The organism is Pseudomonas sp. Au-Pse12, assembly GCF_021341665.1.
Taxonomy (GTDB): domain Bacteria; phylum Pseudomonadota; class Gammaproteobacteria; order Pseudomonadales; family Pseudomonadaceae; genus Aquipseudomonas.
Window position 1 is genome coordinate 143,896 of sequence record NZ_JAJTTH010000002.1, and the last position, 26,551, is coordinate 170,446.

At 65.3% G+C, this 26,551-nt stretch carries 23 protein-coding genes and 1 tRNA gene; 16 read left to right on the plus strand and 8 right to left on the minus strand.

What is annotated here, in order from left to right; genetic code table 11:
• Positions 1–693 carry a uracil-DNA glycosylase gene (ung, locus tag LXM55_RS05205; RefSeq protein ID WP_233319285.1) on the minus strand — a complete coding sequence of 231 codons (693 nt, stop codon included), beginning with the start codon at positions 691–693 and terminating at the stop codon, positions 1–3.
• A 132-nt stretch (positions 694–825) separates the two neighbouring features.
• On the opposite strand from ung, the gene LXM55_RS05210 reads away from it, so the two are divergent.
• Positions 826–1,938 carry an enoyl-CoA hydratase/isomerase family protein gene (locus tag LXM55_RS05210; protein ID WP_233319287.1) on the plus strand — a complete coding sequence of 371 codons (1,113 nt, stop codon included), beginning with the start codon at positions 826–828 and terminating at the stop codon, positions 1,936–1,938.
• Between the two features lie 66 nt (positions 1,939–2,004).
• Here the strand turns inward: LXM55_RS05210 and LXM55_RS05215 are convergent, their stop codons facing one another.
• Positions 2,005–2,400, minus strand: a complete 396-nt coding sequence (locus LXM55_RS05215; protein ID WP_233319946.1) for a hypothetical protein — start codon at positions 2,398–2,400, stop codon at positions 2,005–2,007.
• Positions 2,401–3,224: 824 nt separating this feature from the next.
• Between LXM55_RS05215 and LXM55_RS05220 the strand changes: the two genes are divergently transcribed.
• The 6 genes from LXM55_RS05220 (at position 3,225) to LXM55_RS05245 (ending at position 8,098) form a co-directional block, all read left to right on the plus strand.
• Entirely contained in the window at positions 3,225–4,712 is a 1,488-nt protein-coding gene (locus LXM55_RS05220) for a sensor domain-containing diguanylate cyclase (protein WP_233319288.1), read from the plus strand.
• A complete protein-coding gene (locus LXM55_RS05225) occupies positions 4,705–4,923 on the plus strand; it encodes a cysteine-rich CWC family protein (protein WP_233319290.1) in 219 nt (72 codons plus the stop codon). The genes LXM55_RS05220 and LXM55_RS05225 overlap by 8 nt, the downstream gene beginning before the upstream one ends.
• A gap of 29 nt (positions 4,924–4,952) precedes the next feature.
• Positions 4,953–5,645, plus strand: coding sequence for a 16S rRNA pseudouridine(516) synthase (locus LXM55_RS05230; protein WP_233319291.1), 693 nt, complete (start codon positions 4,953–4,955; stop codon positions 5,643–5,645).
• Positions 5,646–5,968: 323 nt separating this feature from the next.
• On the plus strand, positions 5,969–6,853 hold the full coding sequence (locus LXM55_RS05235) for an alpha/beta fold hydrolase (RefSeq protein WP_233319293.1): 885 nt from the start codon (positions 5,969–5,971) through the stop codon (positions 6,851–6,853).
• A 155-nt stretch (positions 6,854–7,008) separates the two neighbouring features.
• Positions 7,009–7,082 (plus strand) — tRNA-Gly (locus tag LXM55_RS05240).
• A gap of 287 nt (positions 7,083–7,369) precedes the next feature.
• Positions 7,370–8,098, plus strand: coding sequence for a class I SAM-dependent methyltransferase (locus tag LXM55_RS05245; RefSeq protein ID WP_233319296.1), 729 nt, complete (start codon positions 7,370–7,372; stop codon positions 8,096–8,098).
• A gap of 78 nt (positions 8,099–8,176) precedes the next feature.
• Here LXM55_RS05245 and LXM55_RS05250 read toward each other — a convergent pair whose 3' ends face one another.
• Positions 8,177–9,955 carry a sensor domain-containing diguanylate cyclase gene (locus tag LXM55_RS05250; protein ID WP_233319298.1) on the minus strand — a complete coding sequence of 593 codons (1,779 nt, stop codon included), beginning with the start codon at positions 9,953–9,955 and terminating at the stop codon, positions 8,177–8,179.
• Between the two features lie 296 nt (positions 9,956–10,251).
• Between LXM55_RS05250 and LXM55_RS05255 the strand changes: the two genes are divergently transcribed.
• The 4 genes from LXM55_RS05255 to LXM55_RS05270 all read left to right on the plus strand — a co-directional run bounded on the left by LXM55_RS05255 (position 10,252) and on the right by LXM55_RS05270 (position 14,277).
• Positions 10,252–11,790, plus strand: a complete 1,539-nt coding sequence (locus LXM55_RS05255; RefSeq protein WP_233319299.1) for a DUF1800 domain-containing protein — start codon at positions 10,252–10,254, stop codon at positions 11,788–11,790.
• Positions 11,791–11,816: 26 nt separating this feature from the next.
• Positions 11,817–13,022: a DUF1501 domain-containing protein gene (locus LXM55_RS05260; RefSeq protein WP_233319301.1), complete on the plus strand. Its 1,206-nt coding sequence runs from the start codon at positions 11,817–11,819 to the stop codon at positions 13,020–13,022.
• A gap of 338 nt (positions 13,023–13,360) precedes the next feature.
• Entirely contained in the window at positions 13,361–13,648 is a 288-nt protein-coding gene (locus LXM55_RS05265) for a hypothetical protein (RefSeq protein ID WP_233319303.1), read from the plus strand.
• Between the two features lie 254 nt (positions 13,649–13,902).
• Complete coding sequence (locus tag LXM55_RS05270) at positions 13,903–14,277, plus strand: hypothetical protein (protein ID WP_233319304.1); 375 nt, start codon at positions 13,903–13,905, stop codon at positions 14,275–14,277.
• Between the two features lie 58 nt (positions 14,278–14,335).
• On the opposite strand, the gene LXM55_RS05275 is transcribed toward LXM55_RS05270, so the two are convergent.
• Positions 14,336–14,872 (minus strand): GNAT family N-acetyltransferase, encoded by a 537-nt coding sequence (locus LXM55_RS05275; protein WP_233319306.1) that lies wholly within the window; start codon positions 14,870–14,872, stop codon positions 14,336–14,338.
• A 182-nt stretch (positions 14,873–15,054) separates the two neighbouring features.
• Here LXM55_RS05275 and LXM55_RS05280 point away from each other — a divergent pair, with 182 nt between their 5' ends.
• On the plus strand, positions 15,055–17,232 hold the full coding sequence (locus LXM55_RS05280; protein ID WP_233319309.1) for a TonB-dependent receptor: 2,178 nt from the start codon (positions 15,055–15,057) through the stop codon (positions 17,230–17,232).
• Positions 17,233–17,307: 75 nt separating this feature from the next.
• Here the strand turns inward: LXM55_RS05280 and LXM55_RS05285 are convergent, their stop codons facing one another.
• From LXM55_RS05285 to LXM55_RS05300, 4 genes are all read right to left on the minus strand, one after another.
• Entirely contained in the window at positions 17,308–18,318 is a 1,011-nt protein-coding gene (locus LXM55_RS05285) for an Ldh family oxidoreductase (protein ID WP_233319310.1), read from the minus strand.
• 127 nt (positions 18,319–18,445) lie between these two features.
• Positions 18,446–20,011 carry an aldehyde dehydrogenase (NADP(+)) gene (locus tag LXM55_RS05290; RefSeq protein WP_233319312.1) on the minus strand — a complete coding sequence of 522 codons (1,566 nt, stop codon included), beginning with the start codon at positions 20,009–20,011 and terminating at the stop codon, positions 18,446–18,448.
• Positions 20,012–20,043: 32 nt separating this feature from the next.
• The gene (locus tag LXM55_RS05295) at positions 20,044–21,615 is read right to left on the minus strand and encodes an APC family permease (protein WP_233319314.1); all 1,572 of its coding nucleotides are present in this window, start codon (positions 21,613–21,615) and stop codon (positions 20,044–20,046) included.
• Positions 21,616–21,761: 146 nt separating this feature from the next.
• Positions 21,762–22,682, minus strand: a complete 921-nt coding sequence (locus LXM55_RS05300; RefSeq protein WP_233319316.1) for a dihydrodipicolinate synthase family protein — start codon at positions 22,680–22,682, stop codon at positions 21,762–21,764.
• A 265-nt stretch (positions 22,683–22,947) separates the two neighbouring features.
• Between LXM55_RS05300 and LXM55_RS05305 the strand changes: the two genes are divergently transcribed.
• From LXM55_RS05305 to LXM55_RS05320, 4 genes are read left to right on the plus strand one after another with little or no spacing between them, the layout of a single operon-like run.
• On the plus strand, positions 22,948–23,880 hold the full coding sequence (locus tag LXM55_RS05305) for a 4-hydroxyproline epimerase (protein ID WP_233319318.1): 933 nt from the start codon (positions 22,948–22,950) through the stop codon (positions 23,878–23,880).
• Entirely contained in the window at positions 23,877–24,998 is a 1,122-nt protein-coding gene (locus LXM55_RS05310; RefSeq protein WP_233319320.1) for an NAD(P)/FAD-dependent oxidoreductase, read from the plus strand. Before LXM55_RS05305 ends, LXM55_RS05310 begins: the two co-directional genes overlap by 4 nt.
• Positions 24,995–25,228: a 2Fe-2S iron-sulfur cluster-binding protein gene (locus tag LXM55_RS05315; protein ID WP_233319322.1), complete on the plus strand. Its 234-nt coding sequence runs from the start codon at positions 24,995–24,997 to the stop codon at positions 25,226–25,228. The genes LXM55_RS05310 and LXM55_RS05315 overlap by 4 nt, the downstream gene beginning before the upstream one ends.
• Entirely contained in the window at positions 25,225–26,514 is a 1,290-nt protein-coding gene (locus LXM55_RS05320; protein WP_233319324.1) for an NAD(P)/FAD-dependent oxidoreductase, read from the plus strand. Before LXM55_RS05315 ends, LXM55_RS05320 begins: the two co-directional genes overlap by 4 nt.
• Positions 26,515–26,551 lie beyond the last annotated feature (37 nt).

Consider the following 26,551-nt stretch of genomic DNA (forward strand, 5'->3'; position numbering starts at 1 on the left):
TTACAACGCTGGCAGGCGCCACTCGATGGGCGTTTCGCCATTTTGCTCGAGGTACTTGTTGGTGCGGCTGAAGTGCCCGCAGCCGAGGAAGCCGCGATAGGCCGACAACGGCGAGGGGTGCACCGAGGTCAGCACCAGGTGCTTGGTGGCGTCGATCAGCTTCTGCTTGCTCTGGGCATGGGCGCCCCACAGCAGGAACACCAAGTGTGGCTGGTGCTCGCTGACCACTTCGATGATCCGGTCGGTGAAGAACTGCCAGCCCTTGCCCGCGTGGGAGGCGGCGTTGGCCCGCTCCACGGTCATGGTGGTGTTGAGCATCAGCACCCCTTGGTCGGCCCAGCTTTGCAGGTAGCCGTGGTTGGGGATGTCGATGTTCAGGTCGCGCTTGAGCTCTTTATAGATGTTCACCAGCGACGGTGGTGCCGGCACCCCGGGCTGCACCGAGAAGCACAAGCCGTGGGCCTGGCCCGGCCCGTGGTACGGGTCCTGGCCGAGGATCACCACCTTGACCTTGTCCAGTGGCGTCGAGTTCAGGGCGTTGAAGATCATCGGTCCCGGCGGGTAGATTTCCTTGCCGGCGGCATGTTCCTGGCGCAGGAATTCCCGCAGTTCGCTCATGTAGGGCTGATCGAATTCGGCACGCAGGGCCTCCTTCCAGCTCGGTTCGAGTTTGATACGATCGTCAGCAGTCATGGCCATGCCCGTGAAAAAACAATGGCCGCACCCTAGGAAAGCCGACTTCGCTTGTCAATTGATCTGACACAGAACCGGCACTTTCCCTTACAGCGATCATACTGACCGCTGAAGATTCCCATCGAGGTCACGATGAACCTGCACGTCGAAGAACTCACCGGCACCGATGGCGCACGCATTGCCATTGCCACCCTGGACGCCGAGAAATCCCTCAATGCCCTGTCGCTGCCGATGATCCAGCAGTTGAGCGAACGCCTCGACGCCTGGGCCAAGGACCCGCAGGTGGTCTGCGTGCTGCTGCGCGGCAACGGCGCCAAGGCCTTCTGCGCCGGCGGCGAAGTGCGCAGCCTGGCCCAGGCGTGTCTCGACCACCCGGGCGAAGTGCCCGCCTTGGCCGGGCATTTTTTTGCCGCCGAATACCGCCTCGACTATCGCCTGCACACCTACCCCAAGCCGCTGATCTGCTGGGGCCATGGCTATGTGCTGGGCGGTGGCATGGGGCTGCTGCAGGGGGCCAGCATTCGTATCGTCACCCCCAGCAGCCGCCTGGCGATGCCGGAAATCAGCATCGGCCTGTACCCCGACGTGGGCGCCAGTTGGTTCCTCGCGCGGATGCCCGGCAAGCTCGGGCTGTTCCTCGGGCTGACCGGCGCCCATATGAACGGCCGCGACGCCCTGGACCTGAACCTCGCCGATCGCTTCCTGCTGGATGAACAGCAAGAGGCGCTGATCGAGGGCTTGCTGCAGCTGAACTGGCAGGAACAGACCCCAAGGCAGCTCAACAGCCTGCTCAAGGCCTTGCAGCACGAAGCATTGGCACAGTTGCCGCAAGCCCAGTGGCTGCCGCGTCGGCCACAGATCGACGAATGGCTGGATGTCAGTGACGTGGCCTGCGCCTGGCGCGCTATCAGCGCGTTGCAGAACCACAACGACGCCCTCTTCAGCCGCGCGGCCAAGACCCTCACTGAAGGCTGCCCGCTGACCGCGCACCTGGTCTGGGAACAGATCCGCCGTGCCCGCTACCAGTCCCTGGCCGAAGTGTTCCAGATGGAATACACCCTGAGCCTGAACTGCTGCCGGCATCCGGAATTCGCCGAAGGCGTGCGCGCGCGGCTGATCGACAAGGATCATCAGCCGCATTGGCATTGGCCGGATATCGGCGCCGTGCCCGAGGCCGTGGTCGAGGCGCACTTCCACAAGGCCTGGGAAGGCCGCCACCCCCTGGCAGACCTGACGGACTACTAGGTCGTCACAGGCTGCGGGCTACCCGCAGCCTGTGGCAATGGCGCCAGGGCGCAGATCAATGCCGGCTCAATGACCGCGGCCACCTCGGCCACGGTCACCACGTCCGTGATCGCCGCGATCGTGATTGTCACGCCCACCGTGGCCCCCCCAATCCTGATTGCCCCAGTTGTTCGGCCGGTTATGCCCGCCCCAGCCCTGGTGCGGATAAGGCCGGTATTCCACACGCGGCGCCTGGTAATAGCGCGGAGCCGCCGGGTAGTAGCGCGGCGCGAGTTGGTAGTAGCGCGGCGAATAGTAGCTGCGGCCGGTTGAATAGTAGGAAGACCCGCCACCGTAGTAGTAGGCCGGTGCGGGAGCGCTGTAGACCTCCGAGCTGTAGTAACCGGAGCCTCCCTCGTAATAAGGGACGCACGCAGAAAGACTCAAACCCAGCACGGCAAGCAGTAGAAGTCGACGATACATGGCGGCCTCCTGGACCGCGAAGAAGCCACGCCAGCGACGCTGGCAGGCGGCAATCAGCAACAGGCTGACTGACGAAATATCTGACCGCGAAAAGCGCTTCTGGTGCGATTTGCGCAACAACTTGATACAAGTCCTGGCGGCGTCATTTCCCGCCGTTTTCCACGCCCATGAAAAAGCGCTGCCTCAGGCAAAGGCAGCGCTGTGGACAACGACTCTCGACCCTTGGCCTCTTGTCATTCGAGGCGGTGGCCTGTTGTAGCTGTCTGCTTACCGACTAGTGGTGCCAGCGCCGATAACCGCCGTGGTAGTGCGGCGCGTACCCCCCGTGATAGTAGGGCCGGTAATAGTAGTGAGGCGCGTATACACCTCCGTAGTAGGGGTAGCCACCGTAGTAATAGGGAGCCGGAACCGTATACACGTCAGTGCCGTAATACCCCGGCTCGACGTAATAAGGTACGCAGGCGGACAGGCTCAAACCCAGCACAACACCGAGCAAGATTCGACGGAACATGGCGGCCTCCCGGACCGCTTGCAGGCCGTGCCAGCGACGCTGGACGGCGCCAGCCGAAACGGCATGACTGGCATAGCATGAGACCGTAAAAACCCCTGGCGGTGCGCCGTGCAGCAGCGCCCCGAACACTTCGCCGACCAGTGGCGGGCCGCGTTCAGGCCGCCTCGCAGGCCCCGGTTGCAACGGGCCTCGTCCGAGCCAGCCAGCGCCTCGGGAACGTATCGAAATCGAGACAATTCAAGCGCGTGATGAACGAGTTATTTGCGCGCCGTGCCACTAGAATGCGTCATCGGGCCACTATCACGGAATCGCCATGCCCCTTCGCTCTCCCCTGTACTCCCAGCGTTCGCTGGTACTGGTCCTGATCGCCCTGTTGGGCAGCGGCTTTCTCGCCACCTCGCTGATCAGCTACTTCGCCTCGCGAGACTCGATCCGCGACAACATCGTCAACACCGAACTGCCCCTGACCTCCGACACCGTGTATTCGGAAATCCAGAAGGACCTGGTGCGGCCGGTGCTGATCTCCTCGATGATGGCCCGCGACACCTTCATGCGTGACTGGGTGGTGGCCGGCGAGCGCGACCCCAGCCAGATGACCCGCTACCTCAACGAGGTCATGACCCACTACGACGCCTACACCGCGTTCTTCGTCTCCAATACCAGCCTCACCTACTACCAGGCCAAGGGCGTGCTGAAGAAGGTCAAGGTCGATGAGCCGCGGGACGCCTGGTACTTTCGCGTGCGCGACATGGCCACGCCCTATGAAATCAATGTCGACCCAGACCTGGCCAACCAGGACAAGCTGACGTTCTTCATCAACTACAAGGTCTACGACTACCAGGACCGTTTCATCGGCGCCGCCGGGGTCGGCCTGACCGTGGACGCGGTGATCAAGCTGATCGACAAGTACCAGCAGCGTTACCAGCGCAGCGTGTACTTCGTCGACACCTTCGGCCGCATCGTTCTCACCGGCGCCGACGGTGGCCCCCAGGGGGCCCGCAGCGGCCAGTCCCTGCATGACCTGGCAAGCCTCAAGGAACTGATGACCCAACTGCCCAAGCCCCACAGCGGCCGCTATGAATACAGCTCCCAGGGCCAGGGGCACTTCCTCAATGTGCGTTTCATTCCCGAGCTGAACTGGTACCTGTTCGTCGACAAGCGCGAAGACGGCGCCCTCAACAGCATCCGCCAGTCGCTGTACCTGAACCTGCTGATCTGCCTGGTGATCACCGCCATCGTGCTGGTCCTGCTCAGCGCCGTGGTGCGGCGCTATCAACGCAAGATCGAAGCCCAGGCCACCCTCGACAGCCTGACCCAACTGCCCAACCGGCGAGGTTTCGACCTGCTGGCGGCCCAGGCCCTGCAAGAGGCCTGGCGCGACCTGACACCGCTGTGCGCCATGCTGCTGGACCTGGACCACTTCAAGCGCCTCAACGACACCTATGGCCACATGGCCGGGGACCAGGTGCTCCGCGGATTCGCCCGGGACCTGCAGGGCTGCCTGCGCCAGTCCGATATCGTCTGCCGCTGGGGCGGCGAGGAGTTCATCGTCCTGCTCAAGAACACCGACAGCAAGGCCGCCCTGGGCATCGCCGAGAAGATCCGCCTGCTCACCGAACAGCAGCGCTATCCCTATGAAGGGCAGCCGCTGCAACTGACCGTCAGCATCGGCTTGACCAGCCTGCAAGCTCAGGACACCCTGCACAGCCTGTTGTCCCGTGCCGACCACGCGATGTACCGTGCCAAACACACCGGACGCAACCGAACCTGCGTGGAAATGCCTTACTCCTGCCATGAATGAACCTGACCTGTGCCCGGCCTGCGGTGCCCGCAACGACTGCACCCTGGCCGACCCGCGCACTGCGGACCACGCCTGCTGGTGCTACAGCGTGAGCATCGACCCGGCCATCATCGAGGCCCTGCCGCCCCAGCTGCGCGACCGTGCCTGCCTGTGCCCGCGCTGCGCCGGGGTCGAGGCGCAGCTGCGCGCCGGTACCCTGCCCCGCTCCTGAAACCCGCCCACTGCCTGCGATCCCCCGCCATGCGCCTTGACCGTTTCCTCAGCAACCTGCCGCGCTTCAACCGCCAACAGGTGCGCCTGCTGCTGGTGCAGCGACGCGTCCGCATCGACGGTCAGCCCGTCAGCGATCCCCGGGCCGAGGTCCGCGAGTTCAGTCGGGTGGAGCTGGATGAAGAAGTGCTGCAGGCCGGCAAGCCGGCGCGCTATTTCATGCTGCACAAGCCCATGGGGTGCGTCAGTGCCACCCGTGATCCCGAGCACCGGACCGTTCTGGAGCTGATCCACGAGCCGGACCCGCAGGACCTGCATATCGCCGGGCGCCTGGACTACAACACCACCGGGCTGATGCTGATCACCAACGACGGCAACTGGTCGCGACGCCTGACCCAGCCGCAGACCAAACTGCCCAAGCTCTATTACGTGGAAACCGAAGACGAGATGACTCCCGAGTACATCCAGACCTTCGCCGAGGGCTTGTACTTCGCCTTCGAGGACCTCACCACCCTGCCCGCGCAGTTGCAGATCCTCGGCCCGCGCTGCGCTCGGCTGAGCATCGTTGAAGGGCGCTATCACCAGGTCAAACGGATGTTCGGCCACTTCAACAACAAGGTGTTGCGCCTGCACCGCGAACGCATGGGACCGCTGGTGCTGGACGAACGGCTGGCCCCCGGCGAGTACCGCCCCCTGAGCGCCGACGAAATCCGCCTGATCTGAAGCTCGCCCTGCCCGGACGACCGCTGAGCAGAAGCTGTCGAACAATTTGCCCAATCGACTTGCAGGTTGCCGATTGCCCTGCTTGAATCAGTCCGTCGGCCGAATTGTGACCGATGAGTCACGAACATACATCTAAGAAACCTTTTGCCGGCCTGAGCCCTGCCTGCTCTGCATTTCCCCGGTAAATCGCCCGCCTATAACAATACCCGTCGACCTGCATTACCGGATCGACATGGGCTCCAATTCCAGGCGTATGCCTACCTGTCACATTGCCCGTGCACACTCAAGTTGCGCGCATACCCGCTTGCCAGGAGTCTTATGACATGAGGCCAGAAATCGCTGTGCTGGATATACAGGGTCAGTATCGGGTTTACACGGAGTTCTATCGCGCAGATGCCGCAGACAAGACCATCATTCTGGTCAACGGCTCGATGGCCACCACTGCGTCCTTTGCCCAGACCGTGAAGAACCTGCACCCGCAGTTCAACGTGGTGCTTTACGACCAGCCCTACGCGGGCCGTTCCAAAGCCCACAACAAACACGAACGGATGCTCACCAAGGAAGTGGAGGGGCAGATCCTCCTGGAGTTGATCGAGCACTTCGCCGCCGAGCATGTGCTGTCGTTTTCCTGGGGCGGCGCCGCAGCCTTGCAGGCGCTTGCGCAGCGTCCACGGCGCATCGAGAAGGCGGTGATCAGCTCGTTCTCGCCGGTGATCAACGAACCAATGCGCGACTACCTGGAGCGCGGGGTCGACTACCTCGGCAGCCTCGACCGGCATCGCGTCGGGCACCTGGTCAACGACACCATCGGCAAGCACCTGCCGTCGCTGTTCAAGCGTTTCAACTATCGCCACGTCAGCAGCCTGGCGGAGCACGAGTACGGGCAGATGCATTTTCACATCAGCCACGTGCTCAATGGCGACCGCCAGTGCTACCTCAAGGCCGCGCGCAACATCCAGGTGCCGGTGCTGTTTCTCAACGGCGAGTGGGACGAATACACCTCGGCCAACGACGCCAAGCTGTTCGCCGACCATGTGCAGCACGCAAGCTTCAGCACCATCCAGGCCACCGGGCATTTTCTCGACATGGAACACAAGGCGGCCTGCCGCGACACCCGCCAGGCCCTGATGGGCTTCCTCAAGCCGGGCCAGTACGACAGCCGTCCGCGAACCCAGCCGATCCTGGAGCAGCATGCACGAGCCCTTTGAAAACGCATCTTCACAGGCCGGCCCGCACCTCGCGAACCCCGTTTTTCCGCGGTGCGGAGCCAGCCTGTGACGAATGCCAGAAGCACGCAAGCGCAAGTCAGCTAAAGAAAAACTTCAAATCTGTGGCCACATCTGGTACAAAGTCAGCCGTTCGAGCGGGTGTCGTATAATGGCATTACTCCAGCTTCCCAAGCTGATAACGAGGGTTCGATTCCCTTCACCCGCTCCACTTCCCCAATCTGCGAGTTAGCGCAGATCCGCAAAACAAGTTTCTCAGTCGCTGAACTCAAGCGACTTCTTCTCTTCCAAGCTTCAAGCCTGACGACTCAAGCCCCAGCCTGTGCCTAGCCCGGCCTGACAACTTGGCTAAGATATCCGACCTGTTTCCCTGCCCCCTGCCCGGCCATCGACGATACCTGCGTCGCGCCCTCCGAGGGAGAAGCCCCTCAGCCGTTTCAACTGCATGACCTGCCCTGCCCGCCAGGGCTGCACACGAACCTGAAGGAGCCTCCCGACATGACGCAAAACATCTACGACGACCCGACCTTTTTCCAGGCCTACAGCCAGATGGGCCGCTCTCTCGGCGGCCTCGACGCCGCACCGGAATGGCCGGCCCTGCAAGCCCTGCTGCCACCGATGAACGGCCTTCGGGTGCTGGACCTGGGCTGCGGCTATGGCTGGTTCAGCCGCTGGGCCAGCGAGCACGGCGCCCGCCAGGTACTGGGGCTGGATGTATCACGGAAGATGCTGGACACCGCGCGCGCCACGACCTCGGCAGCCAACGTCCACTACCAGCAAGAGGACCTGGAACAACTGCGCCTGCCCGCCTGCAGCTTCGACCTGGCCTACAGCTCCCTGGCCCTGCACTACATCAAGGACCTGCGCGGCCTGTTCGAACAGGTCCATGCGGCGCTGGTGCCCGGCGCGCGCCTGGTGTTCTCCATCGAGCACCCGATTTTCATGGCGCCGCGCAATCCGGGCTGGCAGGTGGACGCGCAAGGCCGCAAGTCCTGGCCGGTGGACAGCTACCAACTGGAAGGTGAACGGGTGACCCACTGGCTGGCCCCAGGGGTGATCAAGCAGCACCGCACCCTCGGCACCCTGCTCAATACCCTGATCGACACTGGCTTCAACCTGCACCATGTACAGGAATGGGGCCCCACCGCACAGCAGGTAGAAGCCCAGCCAGCGCTGGCGGAGGAGCGGGAACGGCCGATGCTGTTGCTGCTGGCCGCACAGCGCTAGAGATGGCGGTCGCCGCAGGCCCCGTGGCGCCATGAAAACGCAGCGCGCTTGCCGCTCGTTCGCAACCTGCGCCAGCGACTACAGGCCGCTCGGCTGCAGCGGAAAACGCTGCGCTTCGCTGCGAGCGAGGAATTTCTCCTGGACCATGGGCCGCGCCAGAAAGTAACCCTGGGCCTCATCACAGCCGAAAGTGCGCAGCATCTGCAGGCACTTGAAGCTTTCAATGCCCTCGGCCACGGTGCGGTAGCCCAGCTCCCGGGCCAGGGCGATTACCGAACGGGTGATCTTCTGGTGCTGGGCGCTGCTTTCAAGGTCAGTGACCATGGACTTGTCGAGCTTCACCACATTGGCCGGTATCTGGTGCAGGTAGGCGAAGTTGCTGTAGCCGGTGCCAAAGTCGTCGATGGCCACGTCCATGCCCAGGCCGCGAATCTTGCTCAGTTGTTCCAGCACCTTGGGGTTGGACCGCAGCCAGGCCCCTTCGGTGATTTCCACCTCCAGGCGCTGCGGGTCGATGCGATGACGCCGGCAGGCATCGCGCAGCACATCGGCGATGTCCTGATCCTCGAAATCCTGGGGCGAGAGGTTGATCGACAGCCGCTGCACGTCGCTGGAATTCCAGCGTTGCAACCTTTCCAGCACCGCATCGATCACCCAATGGGTCACGCGGTGGATCAGGGCGTTGCGCTCCATGACCGGAATGAACTCCGCGGGCGAAATCGGCCCCAGCCACGGGTGATCCCAGCGGATCAGTGCTTCGGCGCTGACCTGGGCGCCATCGGGCAGGGCAAAGCGCGGCTGGAACATCAGGTAGATCTGCCCGCTGTCCAAGGCTTCGCTGATGTCCGAGGCGAGGTTGAAGGCCCGTCGATAAGCCTGGTCCCGCACCACGTCGTAGGGCGCCCAGGTGCTGCGGTTGAGCGTCGCCAGCTCCAGGGCGAACATCGCCTTGCGCAGGACGTCGGGCACCGCGTCGCGGTCCGTGGAAAACTCCACCGTGCCCGCGCACACCGCAGGAATCATCGGCAGTTCCAGGCCCGGTGGCTGGCGGCGCAAGCGGCGCACCAAGCCTTCCAGGAAGCGCTCGATCCCGGGGGACGCCGGCAGCAGGAAACCGAAGCGCTTGACCGACACGTGATACACCCGCACATGCCGCCCCAGGTAGGCAAGCAGTTGCTGGGCCAGGAAGCGCACGATGGTTTCAAACGGTGCCAGGCCCATGGCCAGGGTCAGTTCGTGGGCCACGGTCATGTCCACCGCGTCCACCAGCACCAGCACGCGCCTTTCTCCCGGGTTTTCGTCCGCCAGGTCGTACAGGTCGCTCTGGAACTGTTCACGGTTGGGCAGGCAGCTCACCGGGTCGCGCCGGGTCAAGCGCTGGCGATGCTCGATCTGCTCCATCACCAGCGACGCCAAGTCGCGCAATTGCTGGCGCTCGGCGGCGTTCAGGCGCTGGGGCTGCTTGTCGATGACGCACAGGCTGCCAATCGCATGCCCGGTGGACGTAATCAGTGGCGCGCCGGCATAGAAACCGATTCCCGGTTCATCGGTCACCAGAGGATTGGCGTGGAAACGCACATCCTGGCGGGCGTTTTCCACCTCGAACACATCATCGGTTCTGATGGTGTAAGCACAGAACGATTGCTCGATGGGGGTCTGCTCGGCTGCAAACCCCACCCGTGACTTGAACCACTGCCGATCACGGTCCACCAGAGTAATCAGCGCCGTGGGCACCTTGAAATACTCCGCGGCCAGCCGGCAGATACGATCGAAACGCTCGCAACGGGCGGTATCCAGCAGTTCCAGTGCATACAGGGCAGCCAGGCGCTGCTCTTCGGCCAACGCCTTATCGGGCATACGCCGCCTCGGGCAGGATCAACACACTCATCAGAAACCTATCTCACCAACGCAGGGATATAACGACGCCCGGAAACCGGGTCGAGCCTTGAAGTAGTGGCACTACGACATCCATCGACAGCATGACGCAGTGACTAGTGCTTGCCAATTCCATCCGTCGGACGAACGGTCGACGGCCAGCGCCCGAACGCTTCGTTGAAACACTTGATCTAGAGCGTTCTACTCTGAAACGCAGGGCTGCGCCGAGCCGGCCTGCGACGCTATAACGCTGCCCTCACCCCCCGGGAAACCCACCCATGCCAAGGCCCCATCCGCTGCATCGCTGCCTGTACCTGTCGAGCGCCCTGGCCGTGCTCCTGCCGATCCTCGCGCAGGCCGCCGAGCCCCAGGCCCCCAGCGCCGCCGACATTGCCTGGCTCAGGCGCGACGGCTTCGACCTGGACACGGCGCAACTCCAGCGCCTGCGCAGCCTGGGCCGCGACGGATTGCTCGAAGCACAACTGCAAGATCGCCTGCGCGAGCCGCTGCCAGCGGCAATCGACACCCTGCTGCGCAGCTACCCGGCCCTGAATGGCTCGACCCCGGCCTTGCTGCAAGACTTCAAGCAGCGCCAGGAGCAGCTCAAGGCGATGCCCGAGGGCGATGCACGCAACCAGGCCAGGCAAGACCTTCGCCAGCGGGCCAACCAGTTGGCCGAGCAGACCCAGTCTGCGGTGTTGCTGCAAGCCATCTATGGCCCCAACCAGCTCAAGGAGCAGCTGGTGCTGTTCTGGCTCAATCACTTCAGCGTGTTCCAGGGCAAGGGCCGGGTGCGGCTGCTGAGCGCCGACTACGTGAACAAGGCGATTCGCCCGCACGCCCTGGGCTCGTTCAGGGACCTGCTGCTGGCCACCCTGCAAAGCCCGGCCATGCTCGAATACCTCGACAACAGCCAGAACGCAAAGGGCCGGGTCAACGAAAACTACGCCCGTGAGCTGCTGGAGCTGCACAGCCTGGGCGTGGCGGCCGGCTACAACCAGGAGGATGTGCAGCAATTGGCAGTGATCCTGACCGGTGCCGGGCTGATGCCCCTGGACGGTCGCGAGCAACACTGGCCCCGGCCCTTGCAGCCGCTGGTGGTGCAACAGGGGCTGTTCCAGTTCAACCCCAGGCGCCATGACTTCAGCGACAAGCACCTGCTTGGCCACACCATCAAGGGCAGCGGCTACGACGAAATCACCCAGGCCATCGACCTCATCACCCGGCAACCGGCCTGTGCCCAGTTCATTTCGCGCAAGCTGGCCCAGTACTTCGTCGCCGACGAACCGCCCGCGGCCCTGGTGGCCCGCATGGCCAAGACCTTCCACGACAGTGACGGCGACATCGCCCAGGTCATGCGCACGCTGATGCAGTCACCGGAGTTGCTGCAATCGGCCGGCAAGAAATTCAAGGACCCGCAGCAATTCGTGGTCTCGGCGCTGCGCCTGACCTACGACGGCAAGCCCGTGGCCAACCCGCGGCCGCTGCTCAACTGGCTGAATCAGCTGGGCCAGCCGGTGTTCGGCCGGATTACCCCCGACGGCTGGCCGCTGCTGGCCAGTGGCTGGTCGAGCTCCGGGCAGATGGCCAAGCGCTTTGAAATCGCCCGGGCCATAGGTTCGGGCAATAACCGGCTGTTCACCGCCGAAGGCAGCACGGTGCCGGGGCCGGGTTTTCCGATGATCACCACCCCGATGTATTACCAGGCGATCGCGCCTCACCTCTCCAGCGCCACCCGCAACGCCCTGGAGCAGGCCGTCTCGCCCCAGGAATGGAACACCTTCCTGTTGTCCTCGCCGGACTTCAACCACCGCTGAGCGCGCCCACCTGATCAGGAACCGCCATGAATCGTCGCCAACTGCTGATTGCCGCGGCCGCCGCAGCCGCCCTGCCCGGCCTGCCCGGCCTGTCGTTTTCCGCCCGGCTGTTTGCCGCACCGGCCACCGCGCCGCGAACCCTGCTGGTGTTCCTGCGTGGCGGTTACGACTGCAACAACCTGCTGGTGCCCTACAGCAGCGACTTCTACTACGAGTCGCGCCCGAGCCTGGCGATCGCCCGCCCCGACGCGCGCAACCCGCAAAGCGCCATCGCCCTGGACAGCCACTGGGGCCTGAACCCGGTGCTGCGGGACTCGCTGTACCCGCTGTGGCAGCGCAAGGAAATGGCCTTCGTGCCCTTCGCCGGCACCGACGATCTGTCCCGCAGCCACTTCGAAACCCAGGACAGCATCGAGGCCGGCCAGCCAAGCCAGCAACGCCGGCGCTACGACTCGGGCTTTCTCGCGCGCCTGGTCCGGCAAGTGCCCGACAGCGCGCCGATGGCTTTCACCGATGCCCTGCCGCTGAGCTTCCAGGGTGGCCGGGACATTCCCAACCTGTCCCTGCGCAGCACCGGCAAGCCGCCCTTCGATGCGCGCCAGGCAAACATTCTGTCGTCCATGTACCAGCACACGCCCTACGCCGCGGCAGCCAGCGATGGCCTGGCGTTGCGCCAGAAAGTCTCGCAAGAGCTGCAGCAAGAGATGCTCGCGGCCAATCGCGGGGCCGCCAATGCGCAGAACTTCGCCACCCAGACCCGGCGCATGGCCAGCCTGATGCGCGAGCAATACCGCCTGGGCTTCGTCGATGTCGGCGGCTGGGACACCCACGTCAACCAGGGCAGCACCCAGGGCCCGTTGGCCAACAACCTGGCCAACCTCGGGCAAGGGCTGGCGGCCTATGCAGAGGCCATGGGCGAGCACTGGAAAAACAGCCTGGTGGTCGTGGTGTCCGAATTCGGCCGGACCTTTCGCGAGAATGGCGCCAAGGGCACCGATCACGGCCATGGCACGGTGTACTGGGTGCTCGGCGGCGCTGTGCGCGGTGGGCGCCTGGCCGGCGAGCAAGTGCCGGTGAATGCCCAGGGCCTGCTGCAGAACCGCGACTACCCGGTGCTCAACAACTACCGGGATCTGCTCGGAGGCTTGCTGGGCGCTACCTGGGGGCTGACGCGCGCGCAGGTGCAGGAAGTGTTCCCCAGCTCGCGGCCCAATGCCCTGGGGCTGGTCTGACGCCTCGACCAGGCAGCCGGATAAACACGAAAAAAAAGAGCGATCCGAAGATCGCCCCGCGGCTTGCCAGCCGATGCATCGGGCCACTGGCCGCGACAGCCGCTTGGCGATCTGTCGTGCATCCGCTGGAAGCCATTTGCCCCCTGTTACCGCCCCGCTCCTGCTTGGCGTGTTGCACTTTTTAACAGTTGGCCACTGTCTGTTTGCTGAACCCGGTGCAACCCGGCCCAGGATGCCTACGCCCCCAGCGACCCGAAACGCTTGCCAAGCGGCGCAAAAAACTCAAGCATGCGCCGCCCGCGCCCTGGGCGCCCCTCGTTCACGGAAGGAGCCGTGCCTTGAAAAAACTGCTGTTCCTGCTCTCCCTCATCCTGTTGCTGATGCTCAATGTCGGTTACTACACCGAGCTTGAAGAGGCCGAAACCCACACCCGCTGGTTTCTCAAGCGAGCCCCGACCCTGCGCCTGGAGTTTTTCAACCTCCACGCCAACGACGGCGATTACCGGCGCGTGGAAAAACTCAGCGACGAACAACGGCAGATGATCATCGACTACTGCAAGTACCGCCTGGGCATCGACACCCAGGTCACGACCCAGGCCGATGTGGAGCGTTGCGCCAAGCTCTAGGCCAACCCTCTGCGAGCATTCCAGGGCCCTCGCCCGCCCCTTTGGTACTTGTCTCATGTTGGCCGGGCAAGCCCGCGCCTATGGTCGCAACAGCCCCGCCGCGGCCCGCCCCGTGATGGCCGGCAGGCCGCTGACCCGGCCCGCCCCGCCTCCCGGGGTGGTATGGTGGCCGGCTGCCCTGCGTGCCGGGGCTCACTGGAGGAGCAATACGCTGAACGCCTGGTCGTGAAGCTTGAGGAGGTCACTGAAGAGATATGTGTAACGCCAAAGATATCTACACAGCGGGTTGGGTCCTGGTGGTCATGTCCGGGCTGGTGTCCCTGGCGATCCAGGTGTACCTGGGCTATTTCAGGCTCGATGACATGGTCAAGCACCTGGCGCGCTGCCGGGTCATCGCCATCCGCATGCCGCTCCTGGGCAAGGATCCCCTGAGCCGCTTCTTCATGCTGCTGTGCATCGGCGCGATGTTCGCCATGCCCCACCTGTTCCTGCGCAACGGCGGCCTGAACGTGAAGGACTACCGGAAATTCCCTCTGGGCCTGAAGTGGCTGATCAATCTGTTCCAGCTCGCGGCCCTGGCCGCCGCCATCGCCTTCCTGGTGCTGTGGTGGGTCAGCCGTCACCTCTGACGGCCATCATCGAGCATGCGGGGCACCAGACAGCAGTGCCCCGCACTTGAACGGCGCTTTAGCCGGCCGCCGCTTGTTGCTGGAAATCCTCACGGGTCATTGCAAAGAAGCGGCAGGGCAAGCCTTCGAAATCGGCGTCGTGGGTGAAGTGAAAACCGATCTTGCGCGCCACCGCCAACGACGCCTCGTTATCGACATGGGCATCGGCGACTATCCGCTCCACGGCCGGGTCGGCAAACGCATGGGCGACAATCCGGCGCGCGGCCTCGCTGGCAAAACCCCGCCCCCAGGCCCGCCGCACCAGGCGCCAGCCCATTTCCAGCTCAGGCCCGACGGCGTCAAAGGGAATGAACGACACCCAGCCCAGCAATTCATCCGGCGCGTCCTTGGCGAAGATCGCCCAATAACCGCAACGCGGGCCGAAGTCCTTGGTCATGCGCGAATGCAGGAAATCCCGGTGCCATTGGCCGCCGTCCCAGGTGCCCGGGATAAAGCGCGTGACGTCGGGGTCCTGGTCCATGCGCAGGCAGGCCTCGAAATGCTCAAGGGTACGTGGGCGCAAGAACAGCCTGGGGGTTTCGAGAGGAGGGTTCATCCGTGAGCGTCCGAAAAAAAGGGGGCACCCATGAAATCGCAGCACGACGAAAAATAGAAGAGGCGGCGAGCGGACGACCGCAACGCATACACTTTTCGACACTATTGTTCAGACAGTTCTGATTGAATGACACGGATTCGCAGATGAGAATCACTTCCAAATAAAACGGAGGTCTTTTCTCAATGTCCAGTTCTGCCCGTCCACATCCCTGGAAGCTGTGGTCCACATCCCTTGGTTTGATGGCGCTCAGCGAAGCCAGCATCGGCGCCAACGCGCAAGACGTCGCTGCCCCGTCCGGGCCGACGTCCGTCACCCTCGGCACCACCCAGGTCAAGGGCGAACACCAGCCGGGATACCGACGCGAGGCCTCGGACTCGGTGAAGTTCACCGCGCCGCTGCGCGAAACCCCGAAATCGGTGACCATCATCACCGAATCGCTGATGCAGGAACGCGCGGTGTCGACCCTGGCCGATGCCCTGCGCACCACGCCGGGGATCACCTTCGGTGCCGGCGAAGGCGGTACGCCGCTGGGCGACCGGCCCTTCATCCGGGGGTTCGAAGCCAGCACCGACATCATGATCGACGGCATCCGCGATGTCGGGCGCATGACCCACGAAGCCTTCAACGTCGAACAGATCGAGATCGTCAAGGGCCCGGGCTCGGCCTACTCGGGACGCGGCTCCACCGGTGGCACCATCAACCTGGTGAGCAAGGTGCCGCAACAGGAAACCTTCGCCGCCGGCAGCCTGACCCTGGGCACCGATCAACTGCGCCGCAGCACCGTCGACCTCAACCAGTACCTGCCCGAACAGAACATGGCGCTGCGCCTGAACGCCATGAAGCATGAAGCCGATACCCCCGGGCGCGACGAAGTGGAAGTCACCCGCTGGGGCCTGGCGCCAAGTGTTTCCTTCGGCCTCAACACCGATACCCGCGCCACCCTCAGCTACTACCACCTGCAGAGCGACGACATTCCCGACCAGGGCCACCCGGTGTCGGCCATCAGCGGCAAGCCGGTCAAGGTCGACCGCGACAACTTCTATGGCTTCAGCAAACGCGACTTCCGCAAGACCTCGGCCGACCTGTTCACCCTGCAACTGGAACACGACGTCAACGACCACCTGACCCTGCGCAACACCACCCGCCAGGGGCGCAGCATGCAGGACTACATCATGAGCCGCCCGACCTTCGGGGCCGACAAGGACAGCGTCAAGAATGAACTTGCCGGCGTGGTACTTCGCGGCCCGGCCCGGGGGCGCAACGTGGTCAACACCTCGCTGATCAACCAGACCGACATCTTCGGCACGTTCGACACCGGCTCCATCGGCCACCGCTACAGCGCCGGCCTGGAGTTCTCCCGCGAGCGGATCGACGTGAAGAACCGCTATGCCCCGAAAAGATCCGAGACCGACCCGGGCGACCTCAACCACCCCAACCCGCAAGACCCGTACGCCCCCGTGCCACGGGGCGACGGCAGCCACGACGTCACCCGGCACAACAACCGCGCCCTGTACGTGATGGACACCCTGGCCCTGCATGAGCAATGGGACCTGAACCTGGGAGCGCGCTTCGACAACTACCACGTGCGCGATGACGCCCAGAGCAACCGCAACAACATCTGGACCTACCAGAGCGGCATCGTCTTCAAGCCCTTGCCCTACGGCAGCATCTACCTGTCCTACGGCACCTCGTTCAACCCATCCGGGGAAACCGCCGGGCAATCGGGCGGTGCCGACGGCGCCGCGGGCGGCCGCTTGAGCAACCTGGACCCGGAAAAGAGCCGCAGCCTCGAACTGGGCACCAAGTGGGACCTGTTGAACGAACGCCTGTCCCTGACCGCGGCGCTGTTCAAGACCGAGAAGACCAACGCCCGCACTGCCGACCCGATCACTGGCACCGTATCGCTGGACGGCAACGTCGAAGTCAAAGGCTTTGAAATGGGCGCCACCGGCCACCTCACCGATCAATGGGAAGTGATGGCGGGCTACACCTACCTGGATGCCAAGACGGTCAAGTACGCGTCCGGAAAAAACACCCACTTCGACGGCAACCAGGCCAAATTCATCGCGCCCAACAGTGGCTCGATCTGGACCACCTACGCGCTCACCGACCGCTGGAAGATCGGCGGCGGCGCCAACTACGTCGGCGAGCGCTACACCGATGACACCAACACCCGTACCCTCGACGCCTACTGGCGCTACGACGCCATGCTCGCCTACCGGGTGAACAAGAACCTGGACCTGCAACTCAACGTGCTCAACCTCACCGACGAGACTTACTACGACGCCTCCCACGTCGGCATGTTCGCCATCGTCGCCCCTGGCCGCTCGGCGGAGCTGGCGGCCAACGTCCGCTTCTGATGCCGTGAACCGCCTTTCGCCAGCCCGCCCGCTCCTGCACTCATCCGCAGGAGCCGGCTGGCCGGCGAACAGGCCTTAGAGCAGCCCGCGAATTTCCTCCAGCAATTCCCGGGGAACCTGCACCCCATGCTCCAGGCTCCGGGCCCGGGCCTCGAACCGGCGCTGGGATGGCAACCTGGCTCCGTCCCGGGCCATGTCGGCAAACAAGCCCTCCGCCCGCTCCAGCCCGGCTTGATAGCCCTCCCCCAAAAACACCTTGGGATCGAAGGCCAGCACCAGCTCGCCATGGCAAGGCGTGGCCCCGACACCCTCATCGAAGGCCATGGATTCGGCACTGGTCAGGTCGCCGATCAAGGCCCCCGCCAGCAACTCGATCATCGCCGCCAGGGCCGAGCCCTTGTGCCCGCCAAAAGTCCGCATGGCGCCCTGCAACGCCGCCTTGGCATCCGTGGTCGGCCGGCCCAGGGCATCGATTGCCCAGTGCTCGGGAATCGGCTGGCCCTGGCGCGCATGCAGCTCGATGTCGCCCCGGGCAATGGCGCTGGTGGCGAAATCGAAGACAAAGGGTTGGCCCCCCGGGCGCGGCCAGGCAAAGGCCAGAGGGTTGGTGCCGAACACCGGGTGGCGCCCGCCGGCCGGGGCCACCCAACTGTGGCTGGGGTTCATCGCCAGCCCCACCAGGCCGCTGGCTGCAATGGCCTCGACCTCCGGCCACAGCGCGGAAAAGTGGAAGCAGCGCTTGATCACCATCGCCGCAATGCCCTGGCTGCGGGCCTTGTCCACCAGCAACGGCAAGCCGGTGTGAAAGCCCAGCAACGAGTAGCCGTAATGGGCATCCACCTCCAGCACCGCGGGGGAAACATGCCGCAGGCTGGGTTCGGCGCGTGGGTCGATCTTGCCCTCGCGTACCGAGCGTACGCAGCCCAGCAGGCGGTACACCCCATGGGAGTGGCACTCGTCACGCTGGCCCTGGGTAATGACCTCGGCGATTGCCCGGGCATGGGCGTCGGACAGGCCGTGATGGCTGAGAACCCGATACGCCAGGGCGTGGACGTCATCCAGGGACAGGCTGATGTGTTCAGACATGCTGCAACCTCTATGGCAGGTGGGGAACGCTCCTGTGGGAGAGTTTTTACGGATGGGTAAAGCGAATGAAGGAGCAAGCGGGCTGGCACTCCCCGGTGGAGCCCAGCCTCGCCTCAGGTCAAGCCGATCACTGGCCGTCGAGCAGTTGCGGCACCTGCAACGGATTGGCGCTGTGCAGCTCGGCCGGCAACAACGCCTCGGGCAGGTCCTGGTAGGCCACCGGGCGCAGAAAGCGCTGGATCGCCAGGCTGCCCACCGAGGTGCTGCGGCTGTCGGACGTGGCCGGGAACGGCCCGCCGTGGACCATGGCGTGAGCCACTTCGACGCCGGTGCCGAAACCGTTGGCCAGCAGGCGCCCGGCCTTGCTCTCCAGCAACGGCAACAACGCCCGCACCTGCGGCTGGTCGCCGTCGCTCAAGTGAACAGCGATGGTCAACTGGCCCTCCAGGCTCTGCAGGACCTGCTGCAAGGCCGCGACGTCCTCGCAGCGAACGATCAGCGAGGCCGGGCCAAAGACTTCCTCGCGCAATTCGCGGCAGGCCATGAAGGCCGTGGCCGAGGTGGCGAACAGTGCCCCGCGCGCCTGCGGCCCCTGCCCTTCCGGGCCCTGGGCCAGGGCCTGCACCCGGGCATGCGCGGCGAGAATGGCCACGCCTTGGCAGTAGCTGCGGTAAATGCCCGGCGTGAGCATGGTCTGTGCCGCCACATGGCCGAGGGCCTCGGCGGCGGCCCGCTCAAAACGCTGCAACGCCGGCCCATCGACGGCCAGGATCAGCCCCGGGTTGGTGCAGAACTGCCCGGCGCCCAGGGTCAGCGAGGCAACGAACGCCGAGGCCATCGGTTCCGCGCGTTCCTCCAGGGCATGGGGCAACAGCAGCACCGGGTTGATCGAACTCATCTCCGCATAGACCGGGATCGGTTCGGGGCGCGCCGCGGCGATCTGCATCAGGGCCATTCCGCCGCTGCGCGAGCCAGTGAAGCCCACGGCCTTGATCCGCGAATCCGCCACCAGCCCCTGGCCGATGCTCCGGCCACTGTCGAACAGCAGTGAAAACACCCCCTCGGGCATGCCCTGCTGCCGGGCGGCCCGAGCGATGGCCCGGGCCACCAGTTCCGAGGTCCCGGGGTGGGCCGAATGCGCCTTGACGATCACCGGGCAGCCCGCTGCCAGGGCCGAGGCGGTATCGCCACCGGCCACGGAAAAGGCCAGGGGAAAGTTCGACGCGCCGAACACCGCCACCGGCCCCAGGCCGATCTGCCGCAAGCGCAGTTCGACCCTGGGCAGGGGCCGGCGCGAAGGTTGCGCCGGATCGATCCGCACCCCGAGGAACCCGCCGTTGCGCACCACGGCGGCAAACAAGCGCAACTGGCCGACGGTACGTCCGCGCTCGCCCTCCAGGCGGGCGCGGGGCAGGCCGGTTTCCAGCTGGCAGCGCTCGATCAGCTCATCGCCCAGCTCAAGGATATGGCTGGCGATACTCTCCAAAAATGCCGCCCGCTGCTCCAGCGGCAACTGCCGATAGGGCTCGAAGGCCGCCTGGGCCAGGGCGCAGGCGCGCTCCAGGTCGGCCTGTTCGGCACCGCCAAAGGCCGGTTGCAGCACCTCGCCGCTGGCGGCGGCCAGCCCGTGGATCCGCCCATTGGCGCCGAAGCGGGCGCGTTGGCCGATCAGCATCTGTCCAGTCACTGTCATGGCTTGCCTCGTCTGTTGAAAAATGCGCACGCTCATTCCACCTCATCGCCGTCCAGCACCAGCTTGGCGCCGGGCACCCCGGTGTTGGCGCCCCAGGTGTAGATGCACAGGGCCATGAGGGTCACGGTCAGGGTGTCGAAGGGGTGAGCCAGGACGCCGATGCCGCCGAAGCTGCCCAGGTAGGAAATGACGATGGTCAGGGCATAGAAGGCGATCAGCCACAGCGACGAGCGCACCTGTTCGCCAAGGCTCAGGTGGTCGGTCGGCACCAGGCGCTTGCACAGCAAGTAGATCACGAACATCAGGATCTGCAGCCCCAGCAGCCAGGACACCGTGCCCCAGCCGGACCAGTAGACAATCAGCGCCGCAATCACGAAGGACACCGGCCCGAGCAAGGCAAAACCGCGCACCCGGAACGGCCGCGCCAGCTCCGGCGCGCTCTTGCGCAAGGCCGCGACACTGACCGGCGCCACGGCGTAGCTGAGCACCAGGGCTGCCGAGACCACGTTGATCAGCGCCTCCCAGGAGGGAAACGGCAGGGTCCAGAACACCGACAGGCCGAAGGTCAGCCACAGCGCCGGGCGCGGGATGCCGGACTGCTCATCGATGCGTGTGAAGACCTTGAAGAAGGTCCCGGTGCGAGCCCAGCCATAGACCACCCGCGGCGTGGCGTTCATGTAGATGTTGCCGCAGCCGCTGGGGGAGATCACCGCATCGGCCACCACCAGGTAGGCCAGCCAGCCGACACCGAGGGTCAGGGCGATATCGCGGTACGGCAGGGAGAACTCCTTGCTGATGCCGCTCCAGCCGTTGGCCAGCATTTCCGTGGGAATGCTGCCCAGGAAGGCCAGTTGCAGCAGGCCGTAGATCAGGGTCGAAAGCAGCACCGAGAGAATCAGCGCGATGGGAATGGTGCGCTGCGGATTGCGCACTTCACTGGCCACGGAAATGATCGGCGTCAGCCCCAGGTAGGCAAAGATGATGCCCCCCGCCGAGACCGCCATCTCGATCCCCGAGAGGCCGAACGGAGCAAAGCCCTGGACATGAAAGTTGTCGGGCTTGAAGAAGGTGAACAGCACCGCGATCACCAGCAGCGGCACGACGAACTTGAACAGGCTGATGAAGTTGTTGGATTTGGCGAAGGTCTTGACGCTGTAGTAATTGAGCCAGAAGAACAGGCACAACAGGGCGAACTGCAACAGCCAGCCGATGATCGTCGGGTTGCTGGAACCTTCGTGGGTCAATACCGGAAACCAGGCCGCGGCGTACTGCCGGGCCGCCACCACTTCGATCGCCACCAGGCTGGAAAACGCGATCAGGGTGATGAACCCCATCAGGTAGCCCAGCAGCGGCCCGTGGGAGAACACCGGGTAGCGCACCACCCCGCCAGCACGGGGCAGGGCTGCCCCCAGCTCGCAGTAGACGATGCCCAGCAGCAATACGGCAAAGCCGCCCAGCAGCCAGGAAAAGATCCCCGCCGGACCGGCAATCGCCGAAACGTGGCTGGCGGCGAACAGCCAGCCGGAACCGAAAATCGCACCCAGACCGATGAAGGTCAGGTCCACCAGAGAGAGTTGTTTCTTGAATTTGCCTTTGCCTGACATGGGGCTGCGCCTGTTTTGGATTATTGGAATGGGCAGGGGGAATGTCACGTCGGTGGGGCCGTCCGACGCTTGCAGCGTTGCACCCGGAAGGTGCCTGGTTGTTTTTGCGCAGTGGGCGCCCTTCACCCTGGGCGCCCGCAACCGCCTTACAAGCCGACGTCCGGCAGGCTTGGGCGCGTGGCCAGGGCCTTGGCGACTATCGCCTTGACCTCGGCCAGGGTTTCGCCCTGCAGCGCCAGACGCGGCGGCCGGGTGATGGACGAACCACGGCCCACCAGTTCCTCGCAGAGCTTGATGCACTGCACCAGGTCCGGGCGGGCATCCAGGTGCAGCAGCGGCATGAACCAGCGGTACAGGGCCAGGGCCTCCTCGAAGCGCTTTGCCTTGGCCAGGCGGAACAGCGTCTCGCCCTCCTTGGGGAAGGCCACCGACATGCCGGAGACCCAGCCCTCGGCGCCCACCGCGACGCTTTCCACCACCACGTCATCGAGCCCGGCGAACAGCACGAAGCGATCGCCGACGGCATTGCGCAAGTCGATGAAGCGCCGGGTATCACCGGAGGAATCCTTGAAGCAGACGATGTTCTCGCAGTCCTGCAGGGCGATCAGCACGTCGGGGGTGACGTCGTTCTTGTAGATGGGCGGGTTGTTGTAGACCATCACCGGCAGGTCGGTGCCGGTGGCCACGGCGCGAAAATGCGCGGCGGTTTCATGGGGCTTGGCCGAGTACACCAGGGCCGGCATCACCATCACCCCATCGGCCCCGGCCCTGGCGGCCTCGCGCACGGTGTTGCGGGCAAAGTCGGTGGTGAATTCGGCCACCCCGGCAATCACCGGCACCCGGCCGCCAGCGGCGTCCTTGGCGACTTCGATCACCGCGAGTTTTTCCGCGGTGCTCAACGAGGTGTTTTCCCCCACGGTGCCGCACACCACCAGCCCCGAGACGCCATCGTCCACCAGGCTGCGCATGACCTTGTGGGTGGCTTGCAGGTTCAGGGAAAAGTCGGCGTTGAACTGAGTGGTCACCGCGGGAAACACACCGCTCCAATGGATGGCTTTACGGCTCATGGTTTTGTCCTTGTATGAGGTCGGCCGGGCCGACAGGCGTTGGATACGCAATCCAGAGTCGCCTTTTATCCCCCTCGCAGCTTGAGACTTTTCGCCCCTGAAGGGGACGAAATCGGCACACTTGCCCGGCGCGCGCACCCTCCTCCAGCGGCGTTTCCACAGCCCCGCTAACTGTGCCGATTTCGTCATCCGCCACAGCGAAAACCCACAAGCGGCGCCCCCCTCGCCAAGGCCACTCTGTAGCTCTTTGCCCTCAGGTGCCCTCATGAAAAAAATAACCGTGATCGACTCCCACACCGGGGGTGAACCCACCCGCCTGGTCATCGACGGCTTCCCCGAACTGGGTGACGGTTCGATGGCCGAGCGCTTGCAGATTCTGCAGCGCGAGCACGACCACTGGCGTCGCGCCTGCGTGCTCGAACCCCGAGGCAGCGACGTGCTCGTAGGGGCCCTGCTGTGCCAGCCGCAGGCCAGCGACGCCTGTGCCGGAGTGATCTTCTTCAACAACAGCGGCTACCTGGGCATGTGCGGCCACGGCACCATCGGCCTGGTGCGCTCGCTGTATCACCTGGGCCGCATCGGCCAGGGCGTGCACCGTATCGAAACCCCGGTGGGCACCGTCGAGGCCACCCTGCACGAAGACCTCTCGGTCAGCGTGCGCAACGTCCCCGCCTACCGCTACCGCACTCAGGTGGCGCTGCACCTGCCCGGCCAGGGCACGGTGCACGGCGACATCGCCTGGGGCGGCAACTGGTTCTTCCTGATCAGCGACCATGGCCAGCGCATCGCCCTGGACAATGTCGAGGCCCTGACCCAGTACAGCTGGAGCGTGCGCCAGGCCCTGGAAGCCGCCGGCATCACCGGCGCCGAGGGCGGGTTCATCGACCATATCGAGCTGTTCGCCGACGACCCACAGGCCGACAGCCGCAACTTCGTGCTCTGCCCCGGCAAGGCCTACGACCGCTCGCCCTGCGGCACCGGCACCAGCGCCAAGCTGGCCTGCCTGGCGGCCGACGGCAAACTCGCCCCGGGCCAGGCCTGGCGCCAGGCCAGCGTCATCGGCAGCCAGTTCAGCGCCCACTACGAACTCGCGGGCGAACGGCTGATTCCAAGCATTCGCGGCAGTGCCCACATCAGCGCCGAAGCCACCCTGCTGCTCGACGACAGCGATCCGTTCGCCTGGGGCATCGGCTCGTGAAGCCAGTGGCCGAGGCCGAAGTGCTCGTGGTCGGGGCCGGCATCATCGGCGCTGCCTGCGCCCATGAGCTGGCCCGGCGCGGCCTGCGGGTGCAGGTGCTCGACGATGGGCGTGGCGGCGCCACCGGGGCCGGCATGGGGCACCTGGTGGTGATGGACGACAACCCCGCGGAACTGGCCCTGAGTCACTACTCCCTCGGCCTTTGGAGGCAGCTGCGCGAACGCCTGCCCGAAGCGTGCGCCTACCGCAACTGCGGCACCCTGTGGCTGGCCGCCGATCACCACGAAATGGACCTGGCGCGGGCCAAGCAGCAGGCCCTGGCCGATCATGGCGTCAACGGCGAGCTGCTGGAGCACAACCGCCTGGCGACGCTGGAGCCGATGTTGCGCAACGGCCTGGCCGGTGCGCTGAAGATCCCCGGCGACGCGATCCTCTACGCCCCGGCCACCGCCCACTGGATGCTCGGCAACCACCCGCTGATCAGCCAACTGGCCGCCCGGGTGTGCCGCGTCGCCGGGGATCAGGTGGAGCTCGCCGACGGCCGCGTACTGCGTGCGCAACGGGTATTGCTGGCCAACGGCTTCGCCGCTCGGGAACTCGTGGCGGCACTGCCGCTGCGGCCGAAGAAGGGCCATCTGCTGATCACCGACCGCTACCCGCAACAGGTCAGCCACCAACTGGTGGAGCTGGGCTACGCCGCCAGCGCCCACGCCAGCAATGGCACTTCGGTGGCTTTCAATGTCCAGCCCCGGCCCACTGGCCAACTGCTGATCGGCTCGTCCAGGCAGTTCGACAGCCTTGATCCGGCCATCGACCCCAGCGTACTGGCGCCCATGCTGCGGCGTGCCGTGGAATATCTGCCCGCGCTTGCCGAACTCAACGGCATCCGCGCCTGGACCGGTTTTCGCGCCGCCACCCCGGACGGTTTGCCGATCCTCGGCGAACATCCGCAACAGTCGGGCCTGTGGCTGGCTGTCGGCCATGAAGGACTGGGCGTCACCACCGCCCCCGGCAGCGCGCGACTGCTGGTGGACCTGATGCTTGGCGAATGCCCGGCGATCGACCCGCGCCCCTATCTGCCCGAGCGCTTCGCCGCCCTGACTGGAGACTTGCCATGATCATCTACCTGGACCAACAGGCCCTGCAGGTGGCCAACGGCCTCAGCGTGGCCGCCGCCGTGGCCGGCAGCGCTGACCCGCGCACCCGCACCTCCTGCAGTGGCCAGCCACGCAGCGCGTTCTGCGGCATGGGCATCTGCCAGGAATGCCGGATGACCATCGACGGCCGGCGCCAGCTGGCCTGCCAGACCCTGTGCCGCGACGGCATGCGCGTGGAGCGCAGCCAATGAGTGCCCAACACCTGCAGTGCCAGATTCTCATCGTCGGCAGCGGCCCGGCCGGGCTGGCCGCCGCCCAGGCCGCCAGCCACCGCGCCCGTTCGATCCTGGTCGTCGATGACAACCCGCGCCCCGGCGGCCAGATCTGGCGCAACGGCCCCGAGCATCCGCCCAGCGCCGCCCAGGCCGAACGCTTCAAGGTGCTGCAGCACCCGGCAGTGCGCTACCTCAGCGCCACCCGCATCGTCTCCAGCCTGGGTAGCCACAGCCTGTTGCTGGAGGATGCCCGGCAAGCCTGGCACCTGACGTTCGAACAGCTGATTCTGTGCTGCGGTGCCCAGGAACTGCTGCTGCCCTTCCCCGGCTGGACCCTGCCCGGGGTGACTGGTGCCGGCGGCCTGCAAGCCCTGCTGAAGAATGGCCTGCCGGTGGCCGGAAAGGCCCTGGTGGTCGCCGGCAGTGGCCCCTTGCTGCTGGCCAGCGCCGCCACCGCGCGCCGCGCCGGCGGCCGCGTGGTGCGGGTGCTGGAGCAAGCCCCCGCGGCCTCCCTGCTGAGGTTCGCCGGCCAACTGTGGCGCTGGCCGAACAAGCTGGCCCAGGCCCTGAGCCTGGCCACCCCGGCCTACCGCTGCAACACCCACGTGGTCGAGGCGCTGGGCGAACAGCGCCTGCAGGCCGTGCGCATTCGCCAGGGCCGGCGCACCCTGGAAATCCCCTGCGACTACCTGGCCTGCGGCTTCGGCCTGGTGCCCAATGTGCGCCTGGCCAGCCACCTGGGCTGCCGCCTGGAACAGGGCGCCATCGCCGTCGACTCGCAGCAGCGCAGCAGCCTGCCCCAGGTCCTCGCCGCCGGCGAGTGCACAGGCATCGGTGGCAGTGAACTGGCGTTGATCGAAGGCCAGATCGCCGGTTGTGTCGCCAGCGGGCAGGCCGACCGGGCCGCCGCGCTGATCCGTCAGCGCCGTCATTGGCAGCGCTTTGCCGACAGCCTGCAACGGCATTTCGAGCTGCAACCGCAGATCCTGCAACTGGCCCGAGCTGATACTCTGCTGTGCCGGTGCGAGGATGTGCCCTACGCCGCGGTGGCCGAGGCCGCCGACTGGAGCCGCGCCAAACTGCACAGTCGTTGCGGCATGGGCGCCTGCCAGGGCCGGGTTTGCGCCAGCGCCGCGCAACGCCTGTTCGGTTGGGCGCCAACCCCGCCACGGGCGCCGCTGGTGCCGGCGCGGGTGGCGACGCTGCTGCTCGACGGCCAGCCGCCATTCCCCGGCGTCGGCGATGCGCACACCGGCCCATGAGCACCCTTGGCTTTATCGAAGCAGATTCATCCCCCAA

Coding starts and splice junctions, on each gene's coding strand:
- LXM55_RS05220 (WP_233319288.1), top strand. CDS start 3,225: ATGCCCCTTCGCTCTCCCCTGTACTCCCAGCGTTCGCTGGTACTGGTC.
- LXM55_RS05210 (WP_233319287.1), top strand. CDS start 826: ATGAACCTGCACGTCGAAGAACTCACCGGCACCGATGGCGCACGCATT.
- LXM55_RS05230 (WP_233319291.1), top strand. CDS start 4,953: ATGCGCCTTGACCGTTTCCTCAGCAACCTGCCGCGCTTCAACCGCCAA.
- LXM55_RS05235 (WP_233319293.1), top strand. CDS start 5,969: ATGAGGCCAGAAATCGCTGTGCTGGATATACAGGGTCAGTATCGGGTT.
- LXM55_RS05275 (WP_233319306.1), bottom strand. CDS start 14,872: ATGAACCCTCCTCTCGAAACCCCCAGGCTGTTCTTGCGCCCACGTACC.
- LXM55_RS05300 (WP_233319316.1), bottom strand. CDS start 22,682: ATGAGCCGTAAAGCCATCCATTGGAGCGGTGTGTTTCCCGCGGTGACC.
- LXM55_RS05255 (WP_233319299.1), top strand. CDS start 10,252: ATGCCAAGGCCCCATCCGCTGCATCGCTGCCTGTACCTGTCGAGCGCC.
- LXM55_RS05225 (WP_233319290.1), top strand. CDS start 4,705: ATGAATGAACCTGACCTGTGCCCGGCCTGCGGTGCCCGCAACGACTGC.
- LXM55_RS05215 (WP_233319946.1), bottom strand. CDS start 2,400: ATGTATCGTCGACTTCTACTGCTTGCCGTGCTGGGTTTGAGTCTTTCT.
- LXM55_RS05285 (WP_233319310.1), bottom strand. CDS start 18,318: ATGTCTGAACACATCAGCCTGTCCCTGGATGACGTCCACGCCCTGGCG.
- LXM55_RS05290 (WP_233319312.1), bottom strand. CDS start 20,011: ATGACAGTGACTGGACAGATGCTGATCGGCCAACGCGCCCGCTTCGGC.
- LXM55_RS05315 (WP_233319322.1), top strand. CDS start 24,995: ATGATCATCTACCTGGACCAACAGGCCCTGCAGGTGGCCAACGGCCTC.
- LXM55_RS05305 (WP_233319318.1), top strand. CDS start 22,948: ATGAAAAAAATAACCGTGATCGACTCCCACACCGGGGGTGAACCCACC.
- LXM55_RS05250 (WP_233319298.1), bottom strand. CDS start 9,955: ATGCCCGATAAGGCGTTGGCCGAAGAGCAGCGCCTGGCTGCCCTGTAT.
- ung (WP_233319285.1), bottom strand. CDS start 693: ATGACTGCTGACGATCGTATCAAACTCGAACCGAGCTGGAAGGAGGCC.
- LXM55_RS05270 (WP_233319304.1), top strand. CDS start 13,903: ATGTGTAACGCCAAAGATATCTACACAGCGGGTTGGGTCCTGGTGGTC.
- LXM55_RS05260 (WP_233319301.1), top strand. CDS start 11,817: ATGAATCGTCGCCAACTGCTGATTGCCGCGGCCGCCGCAGCCGCCCTG.
- LXM55_RS05245 (WP_233319296.1), top strand. CDS start 7,370: ATGACGCAAAACATCTACGACGACCCGACCTTTTTCCAGGCCTACAGC.
- LXM55_RS05295 (WP_233319314.1), bottom strand. CDS start 21,615: ATGTCAGGCAAAGGCAAATTCAAGAAACAACTCTCTCTGGTGGACCTG.
- LXM55_RS05320 (WP_233319324.1), top strand. CDS start 25,225: ATGAGTGCCCAACACCTGCAGTGCCAGATTCTCATCGTCGGCAGCGGC.
- LXM55_RS05280 (WP_233319309.1), top strand. CDS start 15,055: ATGTCCAGTTCTGCCCGTCCACATCCCTGGAAGCTGTGGTCCACATCC.